This is a genomic window from Streptomyces sp. SirexAA-E (genome assembly GCF_000177195.2).
GTDB lineage: Bacteria > Actinomycetota > Actinomycetes > Streptomycetales > Streptomycetaceae > Streptomyces > Streptomyces flavovirens.
Genome location: NC_015953.1, coordinates 2,849,977 through 2,872,848 on the forward strand (window position 1 = coordinate 2,849,977; position 22,872 = coordinate 2,872,848).

A 22,872-nucleotide genomic window follows, 5' to 3' on the forward strand; every position below is an offset into this window, starting at 1 on the left:
TCGCCGTCCGTCACTGTCCGCAGCACCATGTGCACGGTTGTCCGCGCGGCTCTTGCCGACGTCCGTGAAACATTACGCGTTTCCCTCGCCACACGGTAGTCGAAGAACTCAACAAACCGGACATATAGGCGTAATTGGCGCTTGTAACTCGTGGCTGGAACCGGGTAAGGGTAGAAGGGTCATCTCTCATCGGAACTCAACCGGCTTCGGAGGCGCCGCTTCACCGCAGGAACACGTATGGGCATCGGCAGCCATATGCCGAGAACGATGGAGGAGAACCATGTCACCCCGGCTCGACGTATCGCGTACCCATATCGCGACGTCGGCATGTCCTCAGGGACCGACCGATTCCGACTCCCCCGCCGCGAGCGCCGTTCCCGGCCCGCGCGCCGGTGTCGCCACGAGCGACGCCTACGGCCTTCCCCTGGACGGCCTCGAGGATCTCCCCGAGATCCCTCCCTACGACGAGATCGGCGCCATCGACGCCAGGGCTCTGTCGAAGACGCTCTTCGCCCGGCTCGAAACCCTCGAAGAGGGCACGCACGAGTACGCCTACGTCCGCAACACCCTGGTCGAGCTCAACCTCGCCCTGGTCAAGTTCGCCGCCGCGAGGTTCCGTTCGCGCAGCGAGCCGATGGAGGACATCGTCCAGGTCGGCACGATCGGCCTGATCAAGGCGATCGACCGCTTCGAGCTCAGCCGCGGCGTCGAGTTCCCCACCTTCGCGATGCCCACGATCATCGGCGAGATCAAGCGCTTCTTCCGGGACACCAGCTGGTCCGTGCGCGTCCCGCGCCGGCTGCAGGAGCTGCGCCTCGACCTCGCCAAGGCGGGCGACGAGCTGGCCCAGCAGCTGGACCGCGCCCCCACCGTGGTGGAGCTCGCCGAGCGCCTCGGCATCACGCACGAGGAGGTCGTCGAGGGCATGACCGCGAGCAACGCGTACACCGCGAGCTCGCTGGACGCCAAGCCCGAGGACGACGACAACGAGGGCGCGCTCGCCGACCGCCTCGGCTACGAGGACAACGGCCTCGAGGGCATCGAGTACATCGAGTCCCTGAAGCCGCTGATCGCCTCGCTGCCGCTGCGCGACCGCACGATCCTCTCCCTGCGGTTCGTCGCGAACATGACCCAGTCCGAGATCGGCGAGGAGCTCGGTATCTCGCAGATGCACGTGTCCCGGCTGCTCTCCCGGACGCTCGTCAAGCTCCGCAGGGGCCTGACCGTCGAGGAGTGACCGACGACCGGCCGCCCACGGCGCCGCCGGTACGGCTTTGCGGAAGGACCCGCCCGTCGAGGGGCGGGTCCTTCCGCACGTCCGGCCGGGCCGCGGTCACCTGACGCGTTCTCCGCCCCGCCAGACCGCACCGGTCAGCGGCACACCCGGGCGGTAGGCGAGGTGGACGTGGCTCGGGGCGTCGAGCAGGAGGAGGTCGGCGCGGGCGCCCGGCGCGATGCGGCCGATGTCGGTGCGGCGCAGCGCGGCGGCGCCTCCGGCGGTGGCGGACCAGAGTGCCTCGTCGGGGGTCATGCCCATGTCCCGTACGGCCAGGGCGATGCAGAACGCCATCGACGAGGTGTACGAGGAACCGGGGTTGCAGTCCGTGGACAGGGCGACGGTGGCACCGGCGTCGAGCAGCCGCCGGGCGTCGGGCCACGCGGCGCGGGTGGAGAACTCCGCGCCCGGGAGCAGGGTCGCGACGGTGCCTCCCTGGCCGAGCGCGTCGACGTCCGCGTCGGTGAGGTGGGTGCAGTGGTCGGCGGAGGCGGCACCGAGCTCGACGGCGAGCTGGACGCCGGGGCCGTGCCCGAGCTGGTTGGCGTGCACCCGGGCGCCCAGGCCCCTGGCCAGGCCCGCCGTGAGGACGGCACGCGCCTGGTCGCCGTCGAAGGCGCCCCGTTCGCAGAAGACGTCGATCCAACGGGCGTACGGGGCGCAGGCGTCCAGCATCGGCCCGGTGACCAGGTCGACGTATCCGGCGGGGTCGTCGGCGTACTCGGGGGCGACGATGTGGGCGCCGAGGTAGGTGACCTCGTCGGTGTGGGCGGCGGCGATCCGCAGGGCGCGGGCCTCGTCCTCGACGGTCAGGCCGTAACCCGACTTGGTCTCCAGGGTGGTGGTGCCCTGGCGGAGCGCCTCGGCGAGGTGGCGGGCGACGTTGGCGGAGAGCTGCTCGTCGCCGGCGGCCCGGGTGGCGGCGACGGTGGTGCGGATGCCTCCGGCGGAGTAGGGGCGGCCGGACATGCGGGCGTTGAACTCCTGGGTGCGGTCGCCCGCGAAGACCAGGTGGGAGTGGGAGTCCACGAAGCCCGGGACCATCGCCCGGCCGCCCGCGTCGACGGCGTTGTCGGTGGCGGGTGCTTTGCTTGACGCACCGGTCCAGACGACACGGTCGCCGTCGACGACGACGGCCGCGTCCTGGATCAGGCCCAGGGGGGTCCCGTCTGTGAGGGAGGGGTCGTTGGTGACCAGAGTGGCGATGTGGGTGATGGCGGTCGTCGTCATCCTGGGACAGCTTTCGTCGAGTGGGTCGGTGCGGCGTGGGCGCGGCCGTGCGGTCGTGGGCGCCGTCCGCCGGAGGCTCAGCGGTACACGGCGGCGACGGCCGAGGCGAGGGCCCGGGGCACGTCCTCGACCGTGGTGTGCCGTCCGTCGCGGACGATGTGGCGTCCCGCCACGACCGTGTGCCGTACATCGGCGGCGGAGGCGGCGAATACGGCCACCTGGGCTGCCATCCGGGGCACCGGCCCCGCTGTTCTGACGGAGTCCAGCGCGATCGTCGTCAGGTCGGCAGCGGCCCCCGGCTCCAGCGTGCCCGCGTCCGGGCGGCCGAGTGCGGCGTGCCCGTCGGCGGAGGCGGCCCGCAGCAGCGCGTCCGCGGTCCAGTGGCCGCGGACCCGGGTGCGCAGCCGTTCGTCGAGCTCCATCGCGCGGGCCTCCTCGAAGAGGTCGATCACCGCGTGGCTGTCGCTGCCCAGCGACAGCGGGGAGCCGGCCCGTTGGAGGGCGGCGGCCGGGCCGATGCCGTCGGCGAGGTCGCGTTCGGTCGTGGGGCACATGCAGGTGCCGGTGCCCGAGGAGCCGAGCAGGTCGATGTCCTCGGCGGTCAGATGGGTGCTGTGGACCGCCGTGGTGCGCGGGCCGAGCACCCCGTGGTCGGCGAGGAGGCGTGTGGGCGTGCAGCCGTGGGCCGCGGCGCAGGCGTCGTTCTCGGCGGTCTGCTCGGACAGGTGCACATGGAGCGGGGCCCCGCGCTCCTCGGCCCAGGCCGCGACGGTCGCCAGTTGGTCCGCCGGGACCGCGCGTACGGAGTGCACGGCGGCACCGATCAGGGCGTGGTCACCGCCTCGGAGGGCGGCGGCGCGTTCGGCCCAGGCGTCGGCGGTGGTGTCGGAGAAGCGGAGCTGGTGCCGGTTGGGCTGCTCGCCGAATCCGGCGGCGAGGTAGGCGGTGTCCAGCAGGGTGATGCGGATGCCCGCCTCGGCCGCCGCCGCGACGAGCGCCTCGCCCATCGCGTTCGGGTCGTCGTAGGGCCTGCCCCCGGGCGCGTGGTGCAGGTAGTGGAATTCGCCGACGGAGGTGATGCCGGCCAGGGCCATCTCGGCGTAGGTGGCGCGGGCCAGCTCGTAGTAGGTGTCGGGGGTGAGCAGGGAGGCCACCCGGTACATCAGCTCGCGCCAGCTCCAGAAGGTCCCGGCGCCGACCTGGACGCTGGAGCGCAGGGCGCGGTGGAAGGCGTGCGAGTGGGTGTTGGCCAGCCCCGGCAGGGTCAGCCCGCGCAGGACGACGGCGCCGGGCGGCGGTGTCTCGACGCCCGTACGGACGGCGGCGAAGCGGCCCCCGGCGACGTCCAGGGCCACCCCGGCTTCGACATGGGTGCCGAGCCAGGCGTGGGACGCCCAGTAGGTGGCGGTCACCGGTGTGCCCGTCGGTCGTGGTGTCAGCTGCACGCGAGACCTTCCAGTACGTCGGCGAGTGCGAGCACCCCGGCCACGCAGTCGTCCTCGGTGGCGTGTTCGGCCGGCGAGTGCGAGACGCCGGTGGGGTTCCGTACGAACAGCATGGCCGTGGGAACGGAAGCGGACAAAATACCCGCGTCATGGCCCGCTCCGGTGCCGAGCACGGGCACCGGGCGGCCCGTGCCGTGCGGGTCCCCGGCGTCCAGCACCCGGCGGATCTCGTCCCGCAGGGCGTGCCGGAACTCCACGACGGGCGTGAAGGACTCCCGTACGACGTCCAGGGCGATCCCGGCCTTCTCGGCGTGTTCCCGGGCGGCGCGCTCGACGGCGCCGACCAGGGTGTCGAGGGTGTCCTGGTCGGCGGCCCGCGAGTCGAGCCAGCCCCGTACGAGGGAGGGGATCGCGTTGACCCCGTTCGGTTCGACGGCGATCTTGCCGAACGTGGCGAGACCACCGGCGAGTTCCGCCTCCCGGCGGGCCGCCAGCACCGTCTCGGCGTACGTGAGCATCGGGTCCCGGCGGTCGGCGAGTCGCGTGGTGCCCGCGTGGTTGGCCTCGCCCCGGAAGTCGAACCGCCAGCGGCCGTGCGGCCAGATGGCGGAGGCGACGCCGACCGGGTCCCCGCCGATGTCGAGGGCGCGCCCCTGCTCCACGTGGAGCTCCACGAACGCGCCGATGCGGGCGAGCCGTTCGGGGTCGGGGCCGATGGCGTCGGGGTCGTACCCGGCGGCTTCCATGGCCTGCGGGAGCGAGACGCCCTCCCCGTCGCGGAGCCGGTGCGCGTGCTCCACGGTGAGCTGCCCGGCGGCGAGCCGGGAGCCGACGCAGGCGAGCCCGAAGCGGGCCCCTTCCTCGTCGCCGAAGTTGGTGATGGCGAAGGGCCTGGTGAACACCGCTCCCCTGCGGCGGAGTTCGTCCAGGGCGGCGAAGGAGGACACCACGCCGAGGGGGCCGTCGAAGGCGCCGCCGTCGGGCACGGAGTCGAGGTGGGAACCGGTGACCACGGCGTCCCCGCGAAGCGGATCGCCGAGCCAGGCCCACTGGTTGCCGTTGCGGTCGACCTCGTGGTCGAGGCCGCGCGCCTCGGCCTGCGCCTGGAACCACAGGCGGCACTCGGCGTCGGCTCCGGTCCAGGCGTAGCGGCGGTATCCGCCGGAGGCACCGCTGCGGCCGATGGGCCGCAGCGAGCGCCACATGGCGTGGAAGGTGTCGCTCACGCGGTTCCTTCCTCCCGCATCGGGATGCGCACACCGCGCTCGTCCGCCACCGACTCGGCGATGTCGTAGCCCGCGTCCACATGCCGGATGACGCCCATGCCGGGGTCGTTGGTGAGGACGCGGCGGATCTTCTCGCCGGCCAGCTTCGTGCCGTCGGCGACCGAGACCTGGCCCGCGTGGATGGAGCGGCCCATGCCGACGCCGCCGCCGTGGTGGATGGAGACCCAGGAGGCGCCGGAGGCGACGTTCACCATGGCGTTCAGCAGCGGCCAGTCGGCGATGGCGTCGGAGCCGTCGAGCATGGCTTCCGTCTCACGGTAGGGGGAAGCCACCGAACCGCAGTCCAGGTGGTCGCGGCCGATCGCGAGCGGGGCGGCGAGGGTGCCGTTGCCGACCATGTCGTTGAACATGTCGCCCGCCTTGTCGCGCTCGCCCTGGCCGAGCCAGCAGATGCGCGCGGGCAGCCCCTGGAAGTGGACCCGCTCGCCGGCCATCCGGATCCAGCGGTGCAGCGACTCGTTCTCCGGGAAGAGGTCCAGGAGCGCCTTGTCCGTCTTGTGGATGTCCGACGCCTCGCCCGAGAGCGCCGCCCACCGGAACGGGCCCTTGCCCTCGCAGAAGAGCGGCCGGATGTACGCCGGGACGAAGCCGGGGAAGTCGAACGCCCGCGCGTATCCGGCGAGCTGGGCCTCGCCCCGGATCGAGTTGCCGTAGTCGAAGACCTCGGCCCCCGCGTCCATGAAGCCGACCATCGCCTCGACGTGCGCGGCCATCGACTCACGGGCACGCCGGGTGAAGTCCGCGGGCTTCTCGGCCGCGTACGAGGCCATGTCGTCGAAGTCGACGCCCACGGGCAGATAGGCGAGCGGGTCGTGCGCGCTGGTCTGGTCCGTGACGATGTCGACGGGGGCGCCCTCGGCGAGCATCCGGGGCAGCAGCTGAGCCGCGTTGCCGAGCAGGCCGATGGAGAGCGGGCGCCGCGCGTCACGGGCCTCGACGGCCAGTCGGAGCGCGTGCTCCAGGGAGTCGGCCTTCACGTCCAGGTACTTGTGCTCGATGCGGCGCTCGATGGCGCGCGGGTCGCAGTCGACGCAGAGGGCGACGCCGTCGTTCATGGTCACGGCCAGCGGCTGGGCCCCGCCCATGCCGCCGAGCCCGGCCGTCAGCGTGATGGTCCCGGCCAGCGTCCCGCCGAACCTCTTCGCGGCGACGGCGGCGAACGTCTCGTAGGTGCCCTGGAGGATGCCCTGGGTCCCGATGTAGATCCAGGAACCGGCGGTCATCTGCCCGTACATGGTCAGCCCGAGCGCCTCCAGCCGGCGGAACTCCTCCCAGTTGGCCCAGTCGCCCACCAGGTTGGAGTTGGCGATCAGGACGCGCGGTGCCCACTCGTGGGTCCGCATCACGCCGACCGGCCGCCCCGACTGGACCAGCATCGTCTCGTCCTGTTCGAGCGTCCGCAGGGTACGGACCATGGCGTCGAAGGAGCGCCAGTCACGGGCCGCCTTCCCCGTGCCGCCGTAGACGACGAGCTTGTCGGGGTGTTCGGCGACCTCGGGGTCGAGGTTGTTCTGGAGCATGCGGAGGGCGGCCTCCTGCTGCCAGCCCAGGGCGCTCAGCTCCGTACCGCGCGGTGCCCGAACGGGGCGGGGTCCTGACATGGGGATGCCTCCTCGCGACTGTGACTGGACTATTCACATCCTGATCCCATGAATACTCCTAGTCAACAGGCGGTCCTGCCACGTACATCCGCCCGGCCCTTACACGACGCCTCGCATGTACCTATGGAAAATGCCAGAACTCCCACCGGGGGCGAGCACGTTGCGTAGCCTCTCCAACACAGCCGTACGCCTGCGTCGGGAGGGGAGTCAGCGGTGCCCGGAATCGACGAGTGCCTGCTCGAAGTCATGAGGCTGCCCGGTGCCAGGGGCGCCGCGGTCGTCGACTGGACGAGCGGCCTCGCCCTCGGCACCATCGGCGAATCGCCCAACGGCGACCACGAGGCGACGGCCGCCGAGACCGCCGAGGTGGCGCGCATGGCCGCCGAGCAGCCGGTGTTCGCCCAGGCTCAGGCCGGCCCCTCCCCCGGGGCGCCCCCCTTACCCGCGGTCGAGGACGTCATCGTCACCACCGCCCCCGGCTACCACATCCTGCGTTTCGTCGAGACGGCGTTCGACAGCAGCGTCTTCTTCCACCTGTGGCTGGACCGCTCGGAGGGCAACCTCGCACTCGCCCGCATCAAGCTCGGCGAGATCGCGGAGCGGCTGGTCCTGGCATGAGACCCACCGCGACCACCCGGCCCCGGATACCCGGCCCGACCGTGCTCTCCCCGATGCTCCAGCGGCTCGCGGCGGAACGCGCCACCGGCGCCCTGATACGCGACCACGGCACGCTCTACCTCGCCGACGGGCAGGTCGTGCACGCCGAGAGCCCCGCCACCCCCGGCATCGACGTCCTGCTCACCACCGGCGGCGCGTTACGCAGCGAGGGCTGGTGGGACGCGGTCGCCCAGGCGGGCGCCGGACGACGCGTCGGCCGCTACCTCGTGGACAGCGGGCGGGTGCCGGGCGGCGCACTGGAGCTGTGCCATCTGGGCGCCCTGTACGACGCGGCCTTCTTCGCCCTCGCACCGACCAGCGCCCCCGCCCGCTTCCGGTACGGGGTCTCCCACTGGATCGGCCCCGTCCGCCCCGTCCCCGTGGACGCCGTGCAGCGCGAGACGCTCCGGCGCCGGGAGCTGCTGGACCGGATCTGGCCGGACGCCCTCACCGACAGCGCCTCCCTGGCCCCCACGGCCCGGCCGGTCGACGCGCCCGTACCGCCGCGCCAGCGCCGCGTCCTGGACCTGGTGGACGGCGTGCGTACGGCCACGGACATCGCCCAGGAGCTGGGCCGCTCGGCCTTCCACATCCTGGTCGACCTCCGCAGGCTCGCGGCGGCCGGGCTGGTCGAAACGGTTCGCCCCGCCTCGTCCGGCCCGGACGACGCGGCCGGCCGGATCACCTTCCCCGAGGTCACGGCCGACCCCGACGTCGCCCTGCTGCGCCGGCTCCGCGACGCATTGGAGGCCCTGTGATACGCGCGCTCAGACAGCGTGCCGGGAGGAGACAGCTGATGGTGCCCGAGGCCGAAGCACAGGACGTCCTCGACGAGCTCCAGCGGTTACGGGCCCGGGTGCCGCTCCTGACCGGTGCGCTGGCCGCCAGCACCGACGGACTGGTCGTCGCCCAGGACACCCCGGGCGTCGAGGCCGAGGGCGTCGCCGCCCTCACCGCGGCCGCCCTCGGGGTGGCGATCCGTATGACGGACGCCACCGGCCGAGGCGGCTTCCGCGAACTGCTGGTCCGCGGTGGCAGCGGATACATCGCCACCTACGCGGCGGGCTCCTCCGCCGTGCTGACCCTGCTCGCCGAGGACCGCATCAACGTCGGCCGGCTCCATCTGGAGGGCCGGCGTTCCGGCGCCCGGATCGGCGAGGTCGTGGACGCCGTCCTGGAGCAGGCCGAACGCCCCGCGCCCCCGCAGCGCCCCGACCGGACCGGGGCCCTGCCCCGGCGCCCCGCGCCGGATGCGGGCCGACTTCCATGACACCGCCCGGCACACGTCGACAGACCCGCACCACAGCCAGAAACGGACCGGCCACCCGGCCGGCCAGGGAAAGGAAACGAGCACTCATGGCCAACACCGAAACGGCACTGAAGGACGCGATGACGTCGATCGAGGGCGCCACCGGTGTCGCCCTCGTCGACTACACCAGCGGCATGGCCCTGGGCACCCTCGGCGGCGGCAAGGACTTCAACCTGGAGGTCGCCGCGGCGGGCAACACCGACGTGGTCCGCGCCAAGCTCCGCACGATGGAGCACCTGGGGCTCAAGGACGAGATCGAGGACATCCTGATCACCCTCGGCACCCAGTACCACATGATCCGGCTCCTCAAGGCCCGGGGCGGCAACGGCCTGTTCCTCTACCTCGTCCTGGACTCCGGCCGGGCCAACCTCGCGATGGCCCGCCACCAGCTGAAGAAGATCGAGGCCGACCTGGAGGTCTGAGCGCCCGCCCGGGTGGCCTGCGGACCGGGCGGCCACGCCCCCCGGCAGGCCCCGAGGCAGGCCCTCAGCGGCGGTGACGCCGCGCCCCTCCCGGCGCGGCGTCCCCCGCCATCGGCCCGGTCGTCCGGTACGCCTCCACCTGGGGGCCCGCGGGCCGCCCCCGCTCCACCCAGTCGGTGCGCACCCAGTACAGGACGTCGTCCCGGACCTCCCGGCGCCCGATGCGCACCGCCTTCAGCCAGAGCCCGGCACCGGCGCCGGCCAGCACCAGCCCACCGGCCCCGGGCACCACGAACGCGCTCGCCACGGCCACCAGGAACGCCCCGAGCAGCCACCACCGGTGCCCGCGCCGCCACCGGCGTACGGTCACGTCACGGTCCTGGAGGAAGTCCCCGCGCCCGGCCCGCGTCGCCGACCCGGCGAGCTGCCCGTACCGCCGCATCCGGACCGACGCCACCACCGCGGCCGTCAGCAGGAACAGCGCCGCCCCGGCCAGCAGTCCGATCCGACGGCCGGTCAGCCCCGGTACGAAGGCCCCGACGGCCGCCGCCACCACTCCCGGCCACCACATCGGCGCGGCCCCGGCCCGCACGATCACGGCCACCCTCGCCAACGACTGCGCTCCGCGCCCCACGTCCCGTACCCCTCTCCCAGCTCTCTGTGGACCTTCTGGGCGCGGAGATTAATGGGCGCAGATGAGCGCTGTCTGAGAAATCCCCGAAGGGCCGGACGCCGCCACGGGGCGCCGGCGGCCGCTACCCGGCGAAGAGGGCCCGCGCCGCCGCCCGTGCGTCGAACTCCTCCAGCCGCGCCTGCGCGTCGGGCAGCCCGTCGCACATCGCCTCCAGCAGCACCCGCCCCAGCATCATCGGCGCGCAGGCGGTGTCGAAGGCGAGGCCCGTCCCCACGGCGGCCGGGATCAGCAGATCGCTGTGCTCGGCGACCGGGGCGAAGGCCGAGTCGGCCACCGTCACCACGGTCAGGCCCCGCCCCCGCGCGTAGCCGAGGGCGTCCACGACCTCGCGGGGGTGGCGGGGCAGCGCGAAGCACAGCAGCGCGTCGGCGCCCGCGCGCCGGGCGGCGTCGATGCGGTCGTGCAGCATGCTGCCGCCCTCGTCGAGCACCCGTACGTCGGGGTGCACCTTGGCGGCGAAGTATCCGAAGCCCCGTGCCTGCGAGGAGGCGGCCCGCAGCCCGAGCACCGGCAACGGGCGGGACCCGGCCAGCAGCCGTCCGGCGCGCTCCACGGGCCCGGTGTCGGCGAGCAGCCCGGCGAGCTGCCGCAGATTCTCGATCTCGGCGAGGACGGCCTGCTGGTACTCGTTGTGCGCGGGCGCGTCGCTCTCCGCCTCCCCCTCGGCGGGCGCCACCTCGCGCAGGTGCCTGCGCAGCGCCGGGTAGCCGTCGAAGCCGAGTGCGACGGCGAACCGGGTGACGGAGGGCTGGCTCACCCCGGCCAGTTCGGCCAGCTCCACGCTGGACAGGAAGGGGGCGTCGGCGGCCCTGCGCACCAGGGAGTGGGCGATCCGCCGCTGGGTGGGTGTCAGCCGGCGCCCCTCGAAGAGCGCCTGCAACCGCGCCGCCGGGCTGCTCCCGCTCATCGCGTCCCCTCCGAAGATGTTCTCGCACCACACCGGTGCCGACCATTCCCATTCAGCCAGCACGCGGCCTGCATGTCCATATACAGCGGGCCCGGCTCGCATTGCGGTACGGCGCTCCCCTGCCGACCCTGGGACCATGATCCCAGCCAACACGACAGGCCCCGGCGGCGTCATCGTCCGCTACGGGGACGAGAACGCCGCCCACGTGCTGAGCGTCTACGCCGATCTGCGCTGCCCGTACTGCAAGCGCATGGAGCTCGACCTCGGTGCCGTGATGGAGCGGGCCGCGGACGAGGGCCGGTTCGCGGTGGACCACCACTTCGGGACGTTCCTCGACGCCTCGGCCGGCGGCAGCGGTTCCCTGGAGGCACTGGCCGCGCTGGGAGCCGCCGCCGATGTGGGCTCGCAGCCGTTCATGCACTACCTGCGCGCCCTGTACGCCGATCAGCCCAGCGAGGACGAGGACTCCTTCGCCGACCGGAACAACCTCCTCCGGCTCGCCGACGAGATCGAGGCACTGCGCTCGGGGGACTTCCAGCAGAACGTGCTGGAGGGGAAGTACCTGCCCTGGGCGGCGCAGGTCTCGCTGGCCTTCGAGAACAGCGGCGTCCGGTCGACCCCCACCGTCCTCTTCGACCGCACCCCGGTGGCCGTCATCAACGCCATGGGCTACGCGGTCACCCCGGAGGCGTTCCTGGCGGAGGTGACGCCCGCCTGACCCGTCGGCGGGGCCCCCGGTCCTGAACAGGGGGGTTAGCCCCACTGACCCGGGTGGCCCGGCTCCGTACCGTGAAGGCCATGGACGCCCGTGACCCCGAACTCGGACGAGAGCTCGACGCCACCTTGAGGGCCCGCGCCGATCTGGGGCCGGAGTACGAGAGCGCACTCGTCGACTCGTTCCTGGAGAAGGTCGAGCAGCGGCTCGACGGCACGTTGGACCGACGCGTGCGGCGGCATCTCGCCGAGCAGCGGGTCTCCGTCGCCCGGGGCCCCGACCGGCCGTCCGGCGCCTCCTTCGGGGAGCGGTTCGGCTTCGCGTCCGTCTCGCTGGTGCTGGCCGTCCCGCTGTCCACGATCGGCGTCGCCAACGCCGGGATCGAGGGCCTCGTGGTGGCCTGGCTGGGGATCATCGGGGTGAACGCCGTGCACGCCGCGCGGACGTGGCCGTGGGCGCGTGCGAAGCGGGGCGGTGAGTCGGACCGGCGCGACTGAGGCCGGTGGCCCCGCCGGTCGTACCGGGCGGGGAAGTATGTCGCGGGGACCGCCGCACCCCCGGTCGCCCGGGGGGCGGGACGACGGCGGTCCCCGCGAAGGACGCGGTCCGGGTCAGGGCCGGAGGCCGCGTCCGAGGCGACGGTGGAGGTCCGGGAGCCGCTCCGTAGTCCGTGTCGCCGTATCGGGTGCCGGCGGGTTTCCCTGCCGACACCCCTTACTGTGCCGGAGCCGTGTTAACCGGGTGCTGCGCGTACGTGTCGGGCTCGTACCGTTTCCGCGTCGCCCGGAAATCCCGGCGTCACTGCTTGGGAGCGGCACCCTTCGCGAGGAAGGCCAGCAGGTCCTGCCTGCTCACGACGCCCTTCGGCTTCCCCTCGACGAGGACGATCGCCGCGTCGGCGCCCTCCGTCCCGCTGAGCACCGCCATCAGGTCCTCGACGGGTTCGCCGGAACCGACCTGCGGCAGCGGGGCCGACATGTGCTTCTCCAGCGGGTCGGAGAGCGAGGCCCGCTGGGTGAACAGGGCGTCCAGGAGCTGCCGCTCGACGACGGAGCCGATGACCTCGGCGGCCATCACGTCGGGGTGTCCGGCGCCCGGCTTCACGATCGGCATCTGCGAGACGCCGTACTCGCGGAGTACGTCGATGGCCTCGCCGACCGTCTCCTCCGGGTGCATGTGGACGAGGGACGGGAGCGGGCCCTCCTTGAAGTCGAGGACGGCACCGACCCGCGCGGAGGTGCCGGTGTCCTCCAGGAAGCCGTAGTCGGCCATCCACTCGTCGTTGAAGATCTTGCTGAGGTAGCCGCGGCCGCTGTCCGGCAGCAGGACGACCACCACGTCGTCGGGGCCGAGCCGCTTGGCGACCTCCAGCGCGCCGACGACCGCCATGCCGCAGGAACCGCCGACGAGCAGCCCCTCCTCCTTGGCCAGGCGGCGGGTCATCTGGAAGGAGTCCTTGTCCGAGACCGCGACGATCTCGTCCGTGACCGTGCGGTCGTAGGCGCTCGGCCAGAAGTCCTCGCCGACGCCCTCGACGAGGTACGGGCGGCCGGAACCGCCGGAGTAGACGGAGCCCTCCGGGTCGGCGCCGACGATCCGGACCTTGTCGCCGCTGACCTCCTTGAGGTAGCGGCCGGTGCCGGTGATCGTGCCGCCGGTGCCGACTCCCGCGACGAAGTGGGTGATCTTCCCCTCCGTCTGCTCCCAGAGCTCGGGGCCCGTCGTCTCGTAGTGCGACCGCGGGTTGTTCGGGTTGGAGTACTGGTCGGGCTTCCACGCCCCCGGGGTCTCACGGACCAGCCGGTCGGAGACGTTGTAGTAGGAGTCCGGGTGCTCCGGGTCGACGGCGGTCGGGCAGACCACGACCTCGGCGCCGTACGCGCGCAGCACGTTGATCTTGTCGGTGGACACCTTGTCGGGGCAGACGAAGATGCAGCGGTAGCCCTTCTGCTGGGCCACGATGGCCAGGCCGACGCCGGTGTTGCCGCTGGTCGGCTCGACGATCGTGCCGCCGGGCTTCAGCTCGCCGCTCTGCTCGGCCGCCTCGATCATGCGCAGGGCGATGCGGTCCTTCACGGACCCGCCGGGGTTGAAGTACTCGACCTTGGCCAGGACCGTCGCCTGAATGCCTGCCGATACATTGCGCAGCCTCACCAGCGGGGTGTTGCCGACAAGGCTGATCATCGAATCGTGGAATTGCACCGTGTACTCCGGGGTCTCCGAGATGGTCAGCCAAGAGTATGCGCAAGAGGCGGACCCGTGGTGAGGGACGACGGCGCCGGGGCCCGCGGCCCCTCCCCGCGACACCCCGGGGCCGGGCGGGGCGATTGGGCCGGGGGCCTCACGGGGCAGGTAGTGCTGTGTACGGCTGTACGGCGAGGAGGAGGTGGACCGGACTGTGTCGAGTGCGAGGGTGGCACGGCGGATCGCGGCGGGAGCGGCCTACGGCGGTGGAAGCGTCGGGCTGATCGGGGCGGCGACGGTGGGCCTGGTACTGGCCGAGGTGCAGCTGGCGAAGCGACGGGTGGGCGGGGGTACGGCACCGGTGCCGCCGAGCGCGGACGGACGGTACGGGGTGGCGTTCGCCGGGCCCGCCGATCCGCTGCGCTTCGTGATCATGGGGGATTCGACGGCGGCCGGCCAGGGCGTGCGCCGGGCCGGACAGACGCCGGGGGCGCTGCTGGCGTCCGGGCTGGCGGCGGTGGCGGAGCGTCCGGTGGACCTGCGGAACGTGGCGCTGCCGGGGGCGCGCTCCGACGACCTGGAGCGGCAGGTCTCGCTGGTGCTGGCGGACCCCACGGGCCTGCCGGACGTCTGCGCGATCATGATCGGGGCGAACGACGTGACGCACCGCATCCCGGCGACGCAGTCGGTGCGCTGCCTGGGCACGGCGGTCCGCAGGCTGCGGACCGCGGGCGCGGAGGTGGTGGTGGGCACCTGCCCGGACCTGGGCACGATCGAGCCGGTGTACCAGCCGCTGCGGTGGCTGGCCCGCCGGGTGAGCCGGCAGCTGGCGGCGGCGCAGACGATCGGGGCGGTGGAGCAGGGGGCCCGGACCGTGTCGCTGGGCGACCTGCTGGGGCCCGAGTTCGAGGCGAACCCGCGCGAGCTGTTCGGGCCGGACAACTACCACCCCTCGGCGGAGGGCTACGCGACCGCCTCCATGGCGATGCTGCCCACGCTGTGCGCCGCGCTGGGGCTGTGGCCGGAGTCGGACCACCTGGACGGGTCGCGGCGCGAGGACATGCTGCCGGTCGCGAAGGCGGCGTCCCAGGCGGCGCGCGAGGCCGGTACGGAGGTCACCGGGGCCCGCGCCCCGTGGGCCCTGCTCAAGCACCGACGGCGGCGGAGGCTGCCCGCGCACACGGAGCCGGTACGGCACGAGGACGCGGACGAGGGTCCGCCGCACCCGCCCGCGTCGGGGGCGACGTGGCGGCCGGCGTGAGCCGCCGCCGGGGCACCCGGGTACGCCCGGGTGCCCGCCGTTCCACGGCCCTCCGGGACCGTCCGCCCATGCCCGGACCAAGCGACTGAGCGGTTGCTTAGAAAAGAGGCCCGCATCACACGGCCTCCCGGGTGACCTGAGCGATACGTACGGGTAACTTCCAAGTCAGCCCTGCCTTCCAGCCTTCATGGAGCCGCGTGATGCCCGAAGCCGTGATCGTCTCTGCCGCCCGTTCGCCGATCGGCCGGGCCTTCAAGGGGTCCCTCAAGGACCTGCGCGCGGACGACCTGACCGCGACCGTCGTCAAGACCGCCCTGGCCAAGGTCCCCGAGCTGGACCCGAAGGACATCGACGACCTGATGCTCGGCTGCGGTCTGCCCGGCGGCGAGCAGGGCAACAACCTGGGCCGCGTCATCGCCGTACAGATGGGGATGGACCACCTCCCCGGCTGCACGGTCACGCGCTACTGCTCCTCCTCGCTCCAGACCAGCCGCATGGCGCTGCACGCGATCAAGGCGGGCGAGGGTGACGTCTTCATCTCCGCCGGTGTGGAGATGGTCTCGCGCTTCGTGAAGGGCAACTCCGACAGCCTGCCGGACACGCACAACCCGCTCTTCGCCGACGCCGAGGCCCGCACGGCGGCCCGCGCCGAGGAGTCCGGCACCACCTGGAGCGACCCCCGCGAGGAGGGCCTCGTCCCGGACGCGTACATCGCGATGGGGCAGACGGCGGAGAACCTGGCCCGGCTCAAGGGCGTGAGCCGCGAGGAGATGGACGAGTTCGGCGTACGGTCGCAGAACCTGGCCGAGGAAGCCCTCAAGAACGGTTTCTGGGAGCGCGAGATCACCCCGGTGACGACCCCGGACGGCACGATCGTCGCCAAGGACGACGGCCCGCGCGCCGGCGTCACGCTGGAGGGCGTGCAGGGCCTCAAGCCGGTGTTCCGCCCCGACGGACGCGTCACCGCCGCCAACTGCTGCCCGCTCAACGACGGTGCCGCCGCCCTCGTGATCATGTCCGACACCAAGGCGCGGGAGCTGGGCCTGACCCCGCTGGCCCGGATCGTGTCGACCGGCGTCTCCGGCCTGTCCCCCGAGATCATGGGGTACGGACCGGTCGAGGCCAGCAAGCAGGCGCTGAAGCGCGCCGGGCTGACCGTCGACGACATCGACCTGGCCGAGATCAACGAGGCCTTCGCCGCCCAGGTCATCCCGTCCTACCGCGACCTCGGTCTCCCGCTGGACAAGGTCAACGTCAACGGTGGCGCGATCGCCGTCGGCCACCCCTTCGGCATGACCGGCGCCCGGATCACCGGCACGCTGATCAACGGCCTCCAGTTCCACGACAAGCAGTTCGGCCTGGAGACCATGTGCGTGGGCGGCGGCCAGGGCATGGCCATGGTCATCGAGCGGCTCAGCTGAGTCCCGGCGGGCAGGGCCGCGGGCACGAGCGGCCGACCTGACCCGAGCCCCGCCGTTCCTCGCGGGAGCCGCTTCGAACCGGCCCGAGCCCCGAACGTGACCGAATCTCCCCCAGGATGTGACCTGCGTCCCGGGGGAGATTCGTTTGCGCAGGTCACACCCACCCCCGGGGTCTGCACAGGGCCCAAAGACCTGTCCAATTCGTGACGTAATGCACTGACAGCGGGCACGAGTACCGGCCAAGCTGATGTAGGAAGTCGGGGGTGTCGATCGAAACCGGGAGTACGTCAGTGAGCGCCATGCCTATTGCCCTGTTGCTGACCACCGCCGCTGCCACGGCCGTCGGCGCCGCCGCACTGCACGCCGCTCACGGTCTGCGCAAGCAGGTCGTCGCCCTGCGTACGGAGCTCGCGGAGGGCCGGAGCGGCCACGCCTCGGTGCCCGAGCAGCAGAACCGGAGCGCCGCCGCCTCCACCGAGGAGATACGCGCGGCGGTCGCCGACGCACTGGCCGAGGAGCGCGAGCGGGAGCTGGCCGAGGCACGCGCCTTCTGGGCCGCCCAGGAGGCCCGCGACGCCGCCGACGCCCCGTCCCTGCTGGGCGGACTCTCTGGCCTCGGCGACGACGCCCCCTTCTTCATGCCCCGGCAGGCCGACTTCGCCGGACTGGAGTCGATGGACCTCGAAGCGGCCGAGGCCATGGAGGAACTGGTCGAGCTGACGGACCTGCCCGAGGTCGCCGAGTCGGTGGAGTTCGCCGAGGACTCGCCCGAGCTGGCCGCCGCCCGCCGCCGCCACCCCTCGCACCCGGACTTCGTCCCCGTGCAGACCTCCGTGGTCGCCGACCACGAGCGCACGGTGGACCGCCTGGAGCAGCTCGCCGACACCGGCACGGAGCTCACCGATGTGCGTCCCGGCCCGCTGGGCACGCTCGACGTGTACGTCTTCGCCGACGGCACCACGCTCTGCCTGACGCCGGGTCACCGCGAGACCGCCGAACGCCTCGCCGACTCGCTGCGGGCCGGGGAGCAGCCGGTCCTGCTGGGCGGCTCCGGGGTCTCCGGCGCCTACGCGCTGACCTTCTCGTGCGGCGAGGAGAACGTCTACATCCTCGCCGACCGCGTCATCGCCTCGTTCTGACCCCCGGCGGGGTCACCGGGCGAAGGCCCGCTCCGCCGCTTCCTCGACACAGCGCACGGCCTCGTCCAGCTCCTGGGACGAGGCCGTTTCCAGTGCCACGGCCAGGTCGCGTCCCGCGACGGCGAGCTGGTCGCCGACCGCGAACATCCCCGCGTCCGGAAGGACGCGCGGTTCGCGGTCCGGGGACTCGATGCGCTGGGCACGGGCGGCGAGGTCCCGGGCGGTCGCCAGGGCCTCGGCGGCCACGCCGCGTCGCAGCCGGCTCTGCGGGGCGCTGCGCAGCCGGTCGGCGAACCGCTCCACCGCGGTGATCAGAGGGGTCGTATCGAGCACCCCGTGACCCTACGCGCCCGCGCCCGTCGGCCGCCAGCGCCTCCGCGCACGGAACGGCCCGCAGGCGCTGCCTGCGGGCCGTTCCGTGTCATGCCTTCCCTACGGGTCAGTCGTCCCCGTTGAGGATGGAGAGCAGGCGCAGCATCTCCAGGTAGATCCACACCAGGGTGAGGGTGAGGCCGAAGGCCGCCAGCCAGGCCTCCTCGCGCGGTGCGCCGAAGTTGACGCCGTCCTCGACCTGCTTGAAGTCCAGGGCGAGGAAGCAGGCACCGAGAATGATGCCGATGACGCCGAACAGGATGCCGAGGCCGCCGCTGCGGAAGCCCAGGCCGTCACCGCCGCCGAAGACGCTGAACAGCAGGTTGACCATCATCAGGAGCACGAAGCCCATGGCCGCGGCCATCACGAAGCCGTAGAAACGGCGGGTGACGCGGATCCAGCGCATTTTGTACGCGATGAGGACACCGGCGAAGACACACATGGTGCCCATCACCGCCTGCATCACCGTGCCGGGGCTGATGTAGGTGCTGACGGCGCTGGAGATCACCCCGAGGAAGACACCCTCGAAGGCCGCGTAGGCGAGGATGACCGCCGGAGACGCCTTGCGCTTGAAGGACTGGACCATCGCCAGGACGAACGCCACCAGGGCGGCGCCGATACCGATGCCGTACGACTTGCCGAGGTTGGCCTCGTCGACCGGCAGCAGCGCCCAGGAGAGCGCGGCGGTGAGCACCACGGTGCCCAGCGTCATCGCCGTGCGCGTGACGACGTCGTCGATCGTCATGGCGCCGGACCGGGCCGGCGCCTGCGGGGCGCCGTACTGGGTGTCCGGCTGTGCGTAGGGGTTGGTCGCGTACGGGTTGGCGGCGCCCTGGGCGTACGGGTTGGCCCCAGCTGCGGCGGCCCCGGCCTGCGGCGCCGCGTTGAAGCCCGCGTAGCCGTTGTCGCGGCTGAACCCCCGTCGCGAGAAGACCGGGTTGCTGCTCCTCATCTCACTCCTTCATGGCCACCCTGCGTGGCCTTGCCACAAGAGTAATGGGTAGGCAAAACAATCACCCTAGTGCCAGAGGAGGATCTTTGAGGGACGTCGCATCCACAGCCCGGGAAACATGCACGCAAAGTGATCGGCGGTTCTCTCACCGTGTTCCGCTGCCGGGTGGCCCCGCCGCACCGCCGGAGCCGCTCTCCGGAACCCCACACCGCCCACGCGTGAGTGCCCGGAGCCGGACTTGAACCGGCACGCCCCCGAGGAGGCAGCGAGGTTTAAGCTCGCCGTGTCTGCATTCCACCACCCGGGCGTGGGCGCGCGGCTCCGCTTTGGCACATGACCCTATCCGGGGGCCTACCTCGAACAGCGGAACAGTCCCTCGATGTTGTCTTATTTTATTGACCGTTTGAGGGGTCGTCAGACACCGGCCACCGCATCAGCACATGCCCGGGCGGGTCGATGGGCACGAACTACGGCAAACGGGAATGACGGAAACTCGCCGCACCCGTACGGCGCATTCGCCAGGGGCGGACCACCGTCCGCCAGGCGGCCGCCACCTCAGCCTCCGACGGCGTCGTTGACGCACCGCAGAACGGGCGCCCCGGCGAGCGCTTCCGGGTCCTCCAGAACCGCTCCCGTGACATGGAGGACGGCACTCTCCCCGGGCAGCAGAGTGACGAGCATGTCGTCCACCTCCGCCGCCGCGTCCAGCCGGTCGGGGAAGAGCGCGAGGTCCCTCAGCAGCGTCCGCGCGGTCACCGTCACCCGGTATCCCGCAGCCGTTCCGTCACCCTGGGTGACCGTCACGTCGTACTCGGCCGACGGCAGCGCGAGCCGGGTGTCCTCCTCGTAGAACTCCACCGACCGCACACCGTCCAGCTCGGCGACCAGCACCTCGCGGGTGCCGTCCGCCGGCACCGCGACGGACGCGGGCAGCGGTACCCGGGTGATGCCGCGGGCCGCCGTGGTGACCGCGGTCGCCTCCTCGGCCAGCACCGTGCCGTCCAGGCTCCGCCGGGTCAGCCGCAGGGTGCCCTCCCAGGGGCCGGAGGCGTCGTTGACGAGGTGCAGGGAGCCGTCGCGCACGACCATCAGCCGGTCCGCGTACACCCGGCGCAGCGCGTACCAGAGGGGCTTGCGGCGGCCGTCGCCGTCCACGGCGGCCCAGGAGACCACCGGCCAGCAGTCGTTGAGCTGCCAGACGATCGCGCCCATGCAGTACGGGGTGTGCGAGCGGAAGTGGCGGATGCCGAAGGCCACGGCCCGGGCCTGGTTGAGCTGGGTGAGCCAGTGCCAGTCGTCGAAGTCCCCCGGCCGCGGGAGGTGGTCGCCCAGGCCGCGCAGCAGTTTGGCGTCGCCGTCCTCGGCCTTCTGGTGGTGGGCGAGCAGCGGGGCGTCCGGGGCGAGCGTGCCGCTGACGGCGCGGCGCAGGGTGGCGTAGGCGGGCGGCCCCTGGAAGCCGAACTCGGCGACGAAGCGGTGGGCGGTGTCGGCGTAGTGGCGGTAGTCGACCCGGTTCCACACGTCCCAGAGGTGGACCGTGCCCCGGGTGGGGTCCTGCGGGGGGAGCTCCGGGGAGCCGGAGTAGGGCGAGCCCGGCCAGTACGGGCGGGTGGGGTCCGTCTCGGCGCACAGGGCGGGCAGCAGCTCGTGGTAGTAGCCGTACCCCCAGGTGCGGCCGTCCAGTCGCTCCTGCCAGCCCCAGTCGGCGTGGCCCTCCAGGTTCTCGTTGTTGCCGCACCACAGGACCAGCGAGGGGTGCGGGGCGAGCCGGACGAGGTTCTCGCGGACCTCGGCGGTCACCTCGTCGTACAGCGGCTGCTCCTCCGGGTAGGCGGCGCAGGCGAAGGGGAAGTCCTGCCAGACCAGCAGCCCCTTCTCGTCGCAGAGTTCGTAGAAGTCGTCGCTCTCGTAGAGACCGCCGCCCCAGACGCGGATCAGGTTGGCGTTCGCGGCGAGGGCCTGGTCCAGGCGGTCGGAGAGTCGCCGCCGGGTGAGGCGGGCCGGGAAGCAGTCGTCCGGGATCCAGTTCACGCCTCGTACGAAGACCGGCTCGCCGTTGACGGAGATCCGGAACGCCTCGCGCTCCAGGGTGACGCCCCGGAAGCCGGTCCTGCCTCTCCAGGTGTCCTCACCGAGGTGGACGGTGACGTCGTACAGGGGCTGCTCGCCGTGGCTGTGCGGCCACCAGACCTCGGCGTCGGGGACCGAGAGGGTGAACGAGAGGCGGTCCTCGTCCTGCGAGGCGATGAAGACGGCGCACCTGCCGAGCGCCTCGACCGAGCCCGACACCGCCGCGCGGCCGTCGCGCTCCACGTCCAGGGTGACGGCCAGGCGCGGCACCCCGGCCTCGTCGAGGTCGCCCAGCACCTTGACGGAGGCGATGCGGTGGCCGCTCCAGGACTCCAGGGCGACCGGGCGCCAGATGCCGGAGGTGACCAGGGTCGGGCCCCAGTCCCAGCCGAAGTTGCAGGCCGCCTTGCGGATGAAGGCGTACGGCTCGGCGTACGCGCCCGGCCGGTCGCCCAGCCTCTCGCGCAGCGCCTCGGCGTAGGTGTACGGGGCGGTGAAGCGGACGTCGACGGTGTTGGTGCCCTCGCGCAGCAGCGGGCGGACCGGGTAGCGGTGGCTCCGGTGCTGGTTGGCGGTCGAGCCGATCTCGGTGCCGTTGAGCAGGACGGTGGCGACGGTGTCGAGGCCGTCGAAGCACAGGTCGGTGGACGTGTGCCCGTCCTCGGTCCATTCGAAGGCGGTGCGGTAGGTCCAGTCGGTACGGCCGATCCAGCCGAGGCGTGTCTCGTTGTCGTCCACATAGGGGTCGTCGATCAGCCCGGCGGCCAGCAGGTCGGTGTGGACGCAGCCGGGCACGGTCGCCGGGACGCCCTCGGCGGGGAGCTCCACGGGCACGGGGCCGTCGGCGACCAGGGTCCAGCCGTCGTGCAGGGGCAGGTGGCGAAGGCTCACGTGAGGTTCCTTCCGCGGGCGGGGAGCTGGGCGCGGGCGACGAAGCGGTCCGGCTCGGTCGCCCGGTCGAAGGCCGCCCGACAGGCTCCGAGGAGGGCGCACTCAGGGTCGGTGTCATACCCGAGGAGTACGCCGCACCCCTGGCGGTGCGACTCAAGAGGGCCCCGGGAACGGGTACGGGGACTGACGACCGGGTGGGAAACGGACGGGACGATGGAGTGGTTCCCGAACGGGCCACGCAGCGCCCGGAGCCTTCCGACCCAGGAGACCCTGTGACCACCACCACCGTCCACCGCACCACCGCGGTCGCCGCCCGAGCCACGGAGCTGTCGAAGGTCTACGGCCAGGGTGAGACCCAGGTGGTCGCCCTGGACCGGGTGACCGTGGACTTCCCCCAGGGCGAGTTCACCGCGATCATGGGCCCGTCCGGCTCCGGCAAGTCCACGCTGATGCACTGCGTGGCCGGGCTCGACAGCTTCAGCAGCGGCTCGGTCCGCATCGGTGACACCGAGCTCGGGACGCTGAAGGACAAGCAGCTCACGCAGTTGCGCCGGGACAAGATCGGCTTCATCTTCCAGGCGTTCAACCTGCTGCCGACCCTGACGGCGATGGAGAACATCACCCTGCCCATGGACATCGCCGGCCGTAAGCCGGACGCCGCGTGGCTGCAGAAGGTCATCGACATGGTGGGTCTGTCCGAGCGCCTCAAGCACCGCCCGACCGAACTCTCCGGCGGCCAGCAGCAGCGCGTGGCCGTGGCCCGCGCCCTGGCCTCCCAGCCGGAGATCATCTTCGGTGACGAGCCGACCGGGAACCTCGACTCCCGCTCCGGCGCCGAGGTACTCGGCTTCCTGCGCAACTCGGTGCGCGAGCTGGGCCAGACCGTGGTGATGGTGACCCACGACGCCGTCGCCGCCTCCTACGCGGACCGTGTGATCTTCCTGGCGGACGGCGCGGTCGTCGACCAGATGATCCGCCCCACCGCCGACGGGGTCTTCGACCGGATGAAGGCGTTCGACGCGAAGGGCCGCACCAGCTGA

20 protein-coding genes, 1 tRNA gene and 1 pseudogene are annotated in these 22,872 nt (G+C 72.4%); 11 read left to right on the top strand and 11 right to left on the bottom strand.

All coding sequences use genetic code 11. The annotated features are described in order from the left end of the window. Nucleotides 1–280 precede the first annotated feature (280 nt). Nucleotides 281–1,237 (top strand): RNA polymerase sigma factor SigF, encoded by a 957-nt coding sequence (locus SACTE_RS12525; protein ID WP_014046401.1) that lies wholly within the window; start codon nucleotides 281–283, stop codon nucleotides 1,235–1,237. Between the two features lie 96 nt (nucleotides 1,238–1,333). Here the strand turns inward: SACTE_RS12525 and hutI are convergent. From hutI to hutU, 4 genes and pseudogenes are all read right to left on the bottom strand, one after another. Then, nucleotides 1,334–2,516 (bottom strand): annotated as a pseudogene (hutI, locus tag SACTE_RS12530) (imidazolonepropionase). 67 nt (nucleotides 2,517–2,583) lie between these two features. After that, nucleotides 2,584–3,951: a formimidoylglutamate deiminase gene (locus tag SACTE_RS12535; protein ID WP_014046403.1), complete on the bottom strand. Its 1,368-nt coding sequence runs from the start codon at nucleotides 3,949–3,951 to the stop codon at nucleotides 2,584–2,586. Beyond that, on the bottom strand, nucleotides 3,942–5,156 hold the full coding sequence (locus tag SACTE_RS12540; protein WP_037759247.1) for an allantoate amidohydrolase: 1,215 nt from the start codon (nucleotides 5,154–5,156) through the stop codon (nucleotides 3,942–3,944). The genes SACTE_RS12535 and SACTE_RS12540 overlap by 10 nt, the downstream gene beginning before the upstream one ends. A 17-nt stretch (nucleotides 5,157–5,173) precedes the next feature. Continuing rightward, nucleotides 5,174–6,838, bottom strand: a complete 1,665-nt coding sequence (hutU, locus tag SACTE_RS12545; RefSeq protein ID WP_014046405.1) for a urocanate hydratase — start codon at nucleotides 6,836–6,838, stop codon at nucleotides 5,174–5,176. Nucleotides 6,839–7,051: 213 nt separating this feature from the next. On the opposite strand from hutU, the gene SACTE_RS12550 reads away from it, so the two are divergent. The 4 genes from SACTE_RS12550 (at nucleotide 7,052) to SACTE_RS12565 (ending at nucleotide 9,226) form a co-directional block, all read left to right on the top strand. After that, nucleotides 7,052–7,456 (top strand): hypothetical protein, encoded by a 405-nt coding sequence (locus SACTE_RS12550; RefSeq protein WP_014046406.1) that lies wholly within the window; start codon nucleotides 7,052–7,054, stop codon nucleotides 7,454–7,456. Continuing rightward, the gene (locus SACTE_RS12555) at nucleotides 7,453–8,253 is read left to right on the top strand and encodes a helix-turn-helix domain-containing protein (RefSeq protein WP_014046407.1); all 801 of its coding nucleotides are present in this window, start codon (nucleotides 7,453–7,455) and stop codon (nucleotides 8,251–8,253) included. The genes SACTE_RS12550 and SACTE_RS12555 overlap by 4 nt, the downstream gene beginning before the upstream one ends. 38 nt (nucleotides 8,254–8,291) lie before the next feature. Further along, entirely contained in the window at nucleotides 8,292–8,765 is a 474-nt protein-coding gene (locus SACTE_RS12560; RefSeq protein WP_014046408.1) for a roadblock/LC7 domain-containing protein, read from the top strand. Nucleotides 8,766–8,851: 86 nt separating this feature from the next. Then, nucleotides 8,852–9,226 (top strand): hypothetical protein, encoded by a 375-nt coding sequence (locus SACTE_RS12565; protein WP_014046409.1) that lies wholly within the window; start codon nucleotides 8,852–8,854, stop codon nucleotides 9,224–9,226. 64 nt (nucleotides 9,227–9,290) lie between these two features. Here SACTE_RS12565 and SACTE_RS12570 read toward each other — a convergent pair whose 3' ends face one another. Together SACTE_RS12570 and SACTE_RS12575 are read right to left on the bottom strand one after the other, a co-directional pair. Beyond that, the gene (locus tag SACTE_RS12570) at nucleotides 9,291–9,830 is read right to left on the bottom strand and encodes a hypothetical protein (protein WP_019993520.1); all 540 of its coding nucleotides are present in this window, start codon (nucleotides 9,828–9,830) and stop codon (nucleotides 9,291–9,293) included. Between the two features lie 151 nt (nucleotides 9,831–9,981). Further along, a complete protein-coding gene (locus SACTE_RS12575; RefSeq protein WP_014046411.1) occupies nucleotides 9,982–10,827 on the bottom strand; it encodes a MurR/RpiR family transcriptional regulator in 846 nt (281 codons plus the stop codon). A gap of 136 nt (nucleotides 10,828–10,963) precedes the next feature. Between SACTE_RS12575 and SACTE_RS12580 the strand changes: the two genes are divergently transcribed. Next, the gene (locus SACTE_RS12580; protein ID WP_014046412.1) at nucleotides 10,964–11,545 is read left to right on the top strand and encodes a thioredoxin domain-containing protein; all 582 of its coding nucleotides are present in this window, start codon (nucleotides 10,964–10,966) and stop codon (nucleotides 11,543–11,545) included. Nucleotides 11,546–11,625: 80 nt separating this feature from the next. Then, the gene (locus SACTE_RS12585; RefSeq protein ID WP_014046413.1) at nucleotides 11,626–12,039 is read left to right on the top strand and encodes a hypothetical protein; all 414 of its coding nucleotides are present in this window, start codon (nucleotides 11,626–11,628) and stop codon (nucleotides 12,037–12,039) included. Nucleotides 12,040–12,340: 301 nt separating this feature from the next. Here SACTE_RS12585 and SACTE_RS12590 read toward each other — a convergent pair whose 3' ends face one another. Then, nucleotides 12,341–13,744, bottom strand: a complete 1,404-nt coding sequence (locus SACTE_RS12590) for a cystathionine beta-synthase (protein ID WP_014046414.1) — start codon at nucleotides 13,742–13,744, stop codon at nucleotides 12,341–12,343. A gap of 211 nt (nucleotides 13,745–13,955) precedes the next feature. Here SACTE_RS12590 and SACTE_RS12595 point away from each other — a divergent pair, with 211 nt between their 5' ends. The 3 genes from SACTE_RS12595 to SACTE_RS12605 all read left to right on the top strand — a co-directional run bounded on the left by SACTE_RS12595 (nucleotide 13,956) and on the right by SACTE_RS12605 (nucleotide 17,547). Next, entirely contained in the window at nucleotides 13,956–14,987 is a 1,032-nt protein-coding gene (locus SACTE_RS12595; protein WP_019993517.1) for an SGNH/GDSL hydrolase family protein, read from the top strand. Nucleotides 14,988–15,187: 200 nt separating this feature from the next. Beyond that, nucleotides 15,188–16,408 carry an acetyl-CoA C-acetyltransferase gene (locus tag SACTE_RS12600; protein ID WP_014046416.1) on the top strand — a complete coding sequence of 407 codons (1,221 nt, stop codon included), beginning with the start codon at nucleotides 15,188–15,190 and terminating at the stop codon, nucleotides 16,406–16,408. A gap of 299 nt (nucleotides 16,409–16,707) precedes the next feature. Beyond that, the gene (locus tag SACTE_RS12605; RefSeq protein ID WP_176724339.1) at nucleotides 16,708–17,547 is read left to right on the top strand and encodes a hypothetical protein; all 840 of its coding nucleotides are present in this window, start codon (nucleotides 16,708–16,710) and stop codon (nucleotides 17,545–17,547) included. Nucleotides 17,548–17,559: 12 nt separating this feature from the next. On the opposite strand, the gene SACTE_RS12610 is transcribed toward SACTE_RS12605, so the two are convergent. The 4 genes from SACTE_RS12610 to SACTE_RS12625 all read right to left on the bottom strand — a co-directional run bounded on the left by SACTE_RS12610 (nucleotide 17,560) and on the right by SACTE_RS12625 (nucleotide 21,832). Further along, nucleotides 17,560–17,880, bottom strand: a complete 321-nt coding sequence (locus SACTE_RS12610; protein WP_014046418.1) for a hypothetical protein — start codon at nucleotides 17,878–17,880, stop codon at nucleotides 17,560–17,562. Between the two features lie 106 nt (nucleotides 17,881–17,986). Beyond that, a complete protein-coding gene (locus SACTE_RS12615; protein WP_014046419.1) occupies nucleotides 17,987–18,871 on the bottom strand; it encodes a Bax inhibitor-1/YccA family protein in 885 nt (294 codons plus the stop codon). 223 nt (nucleotides 18,872–19,094) lie between these two features. After that, nucleotides 19,095–19,178: transfer RNA gene (locus SACTE_RS12620), tRNA-Leu, on the bottom strand. A gap of 248 nt (nucleotides 19,179–19,426) precedes the next feature. Then, nucleotides 19,427–21,832 carry a glycoside hydrolase family 2 TIM barrel-domain containing protein gene (locus SACTE_RS12625; RefSeq protein ID WP_014046420.1) on the bottom strand — a complete coding sequence of 802 codons (2,406 nt, stop codon included), beginning with the start codon at nucleotides 21,830–21,832 and terminating at the stop codon, nucleotides 19,427–19,429. A 272-nt stretch (nucleotides 21,833–22,104) separates the two neighbouring features. Here SACTE_RS12625 and SACTE_RS12630 point away from each other — a divergent pair, with 272 nt between their 5' ends. Next, a complete protein-coding gene (locus SACTE_RS12630; protein WP_014046421.1) occupies nucleotides 22,105–22,872 on the top strand; it encodes an ABC transporter ATP-binding protein in 768 nt (255 codons plus the stop codon).

Coding starts and splice junctions, on each gene's coding strand:
- SACTE_RS12525 (WP_014046401.1), top strand. CDS start 281: ATGTCACCCCGGCTCGACGTATCGCGTACCCATATCGCGACGTCGGCA.
- SACTE_RS12540 (WP_037759247.1), bottom strand. CDS start 5,156: ATGTGGCGCTCGCTGCGGCCCATCGGCCGCAGCGGTGCCTCCGGCGGA.
- hutU (WP_014046405.1), bottom strand. CDS start 6,838: ATGTCAGGACCCCGCCCCGTTCGGGCACCGCGCGGTACGGAGCTGAGC.
- SACTE_RS12555 (WP_014046407.1), top strand. CDS start 7,453: ATGAGACCCACCGCGACCACCCGGCCCCGGATACCCGGCCCGACCGTG.
- SACTE_RS12560 (WP_014046408.1), top strand. CDS start 8,292: ATGGTGCCCGAGGCCGAAGCACAGGACGTCCTCGACGAGCTCCAGCGG.
- SACTE_RS12565 (WP_014046409.1), top strand. CDS start 8,852: ATGGCCAACACCGAAACGGCACTGAAGGACGCGATGACGTCGATCGAG.
- SACTE_RS12575 (WP_014046411.1), bottom strand. CDS start 10,827: ATGAGCGGGAGCAGCCCGGCGGCGCGGTTGCAGGCGCTCTTCGAGGGG.
- SACTE_RS12580 (WP_014046412.1), top strand. CDS start 10,964: ATGATCCCAGCCAACACGACAGGCCCCGGCGGCGTCATCGTCCGCTAC.
- SACTE_RS12585 (WP_014046413.1), top strand. CDS start 11,626: ATGGACGCCCGTGACCCCGAACTCGGACGAGAGCTCGACGCCACCTTG.
- SACTE_RS12600 (WP_014046416.1), top strand. CDS start 15,188: ATGCCCGAAGCCGTGATCGTCTCTGCCGCCCGTTCGCCGATCGGCCGG.
- SACTE_RS12605 (WP_176724339.1), top strand. CDS start 16,708: ATGCCTATTGCCCTGTTGCTGACCACCGCCGCTGCCACGGCCGTCGGC.
- SACTE_RS12615 (WP_014046419.1), bottom strand. CDS start 18,871: ATGAGGAGCAGCAACCCGGTCTTCTCGCGACGGGGGTTCAGCCGCGAC.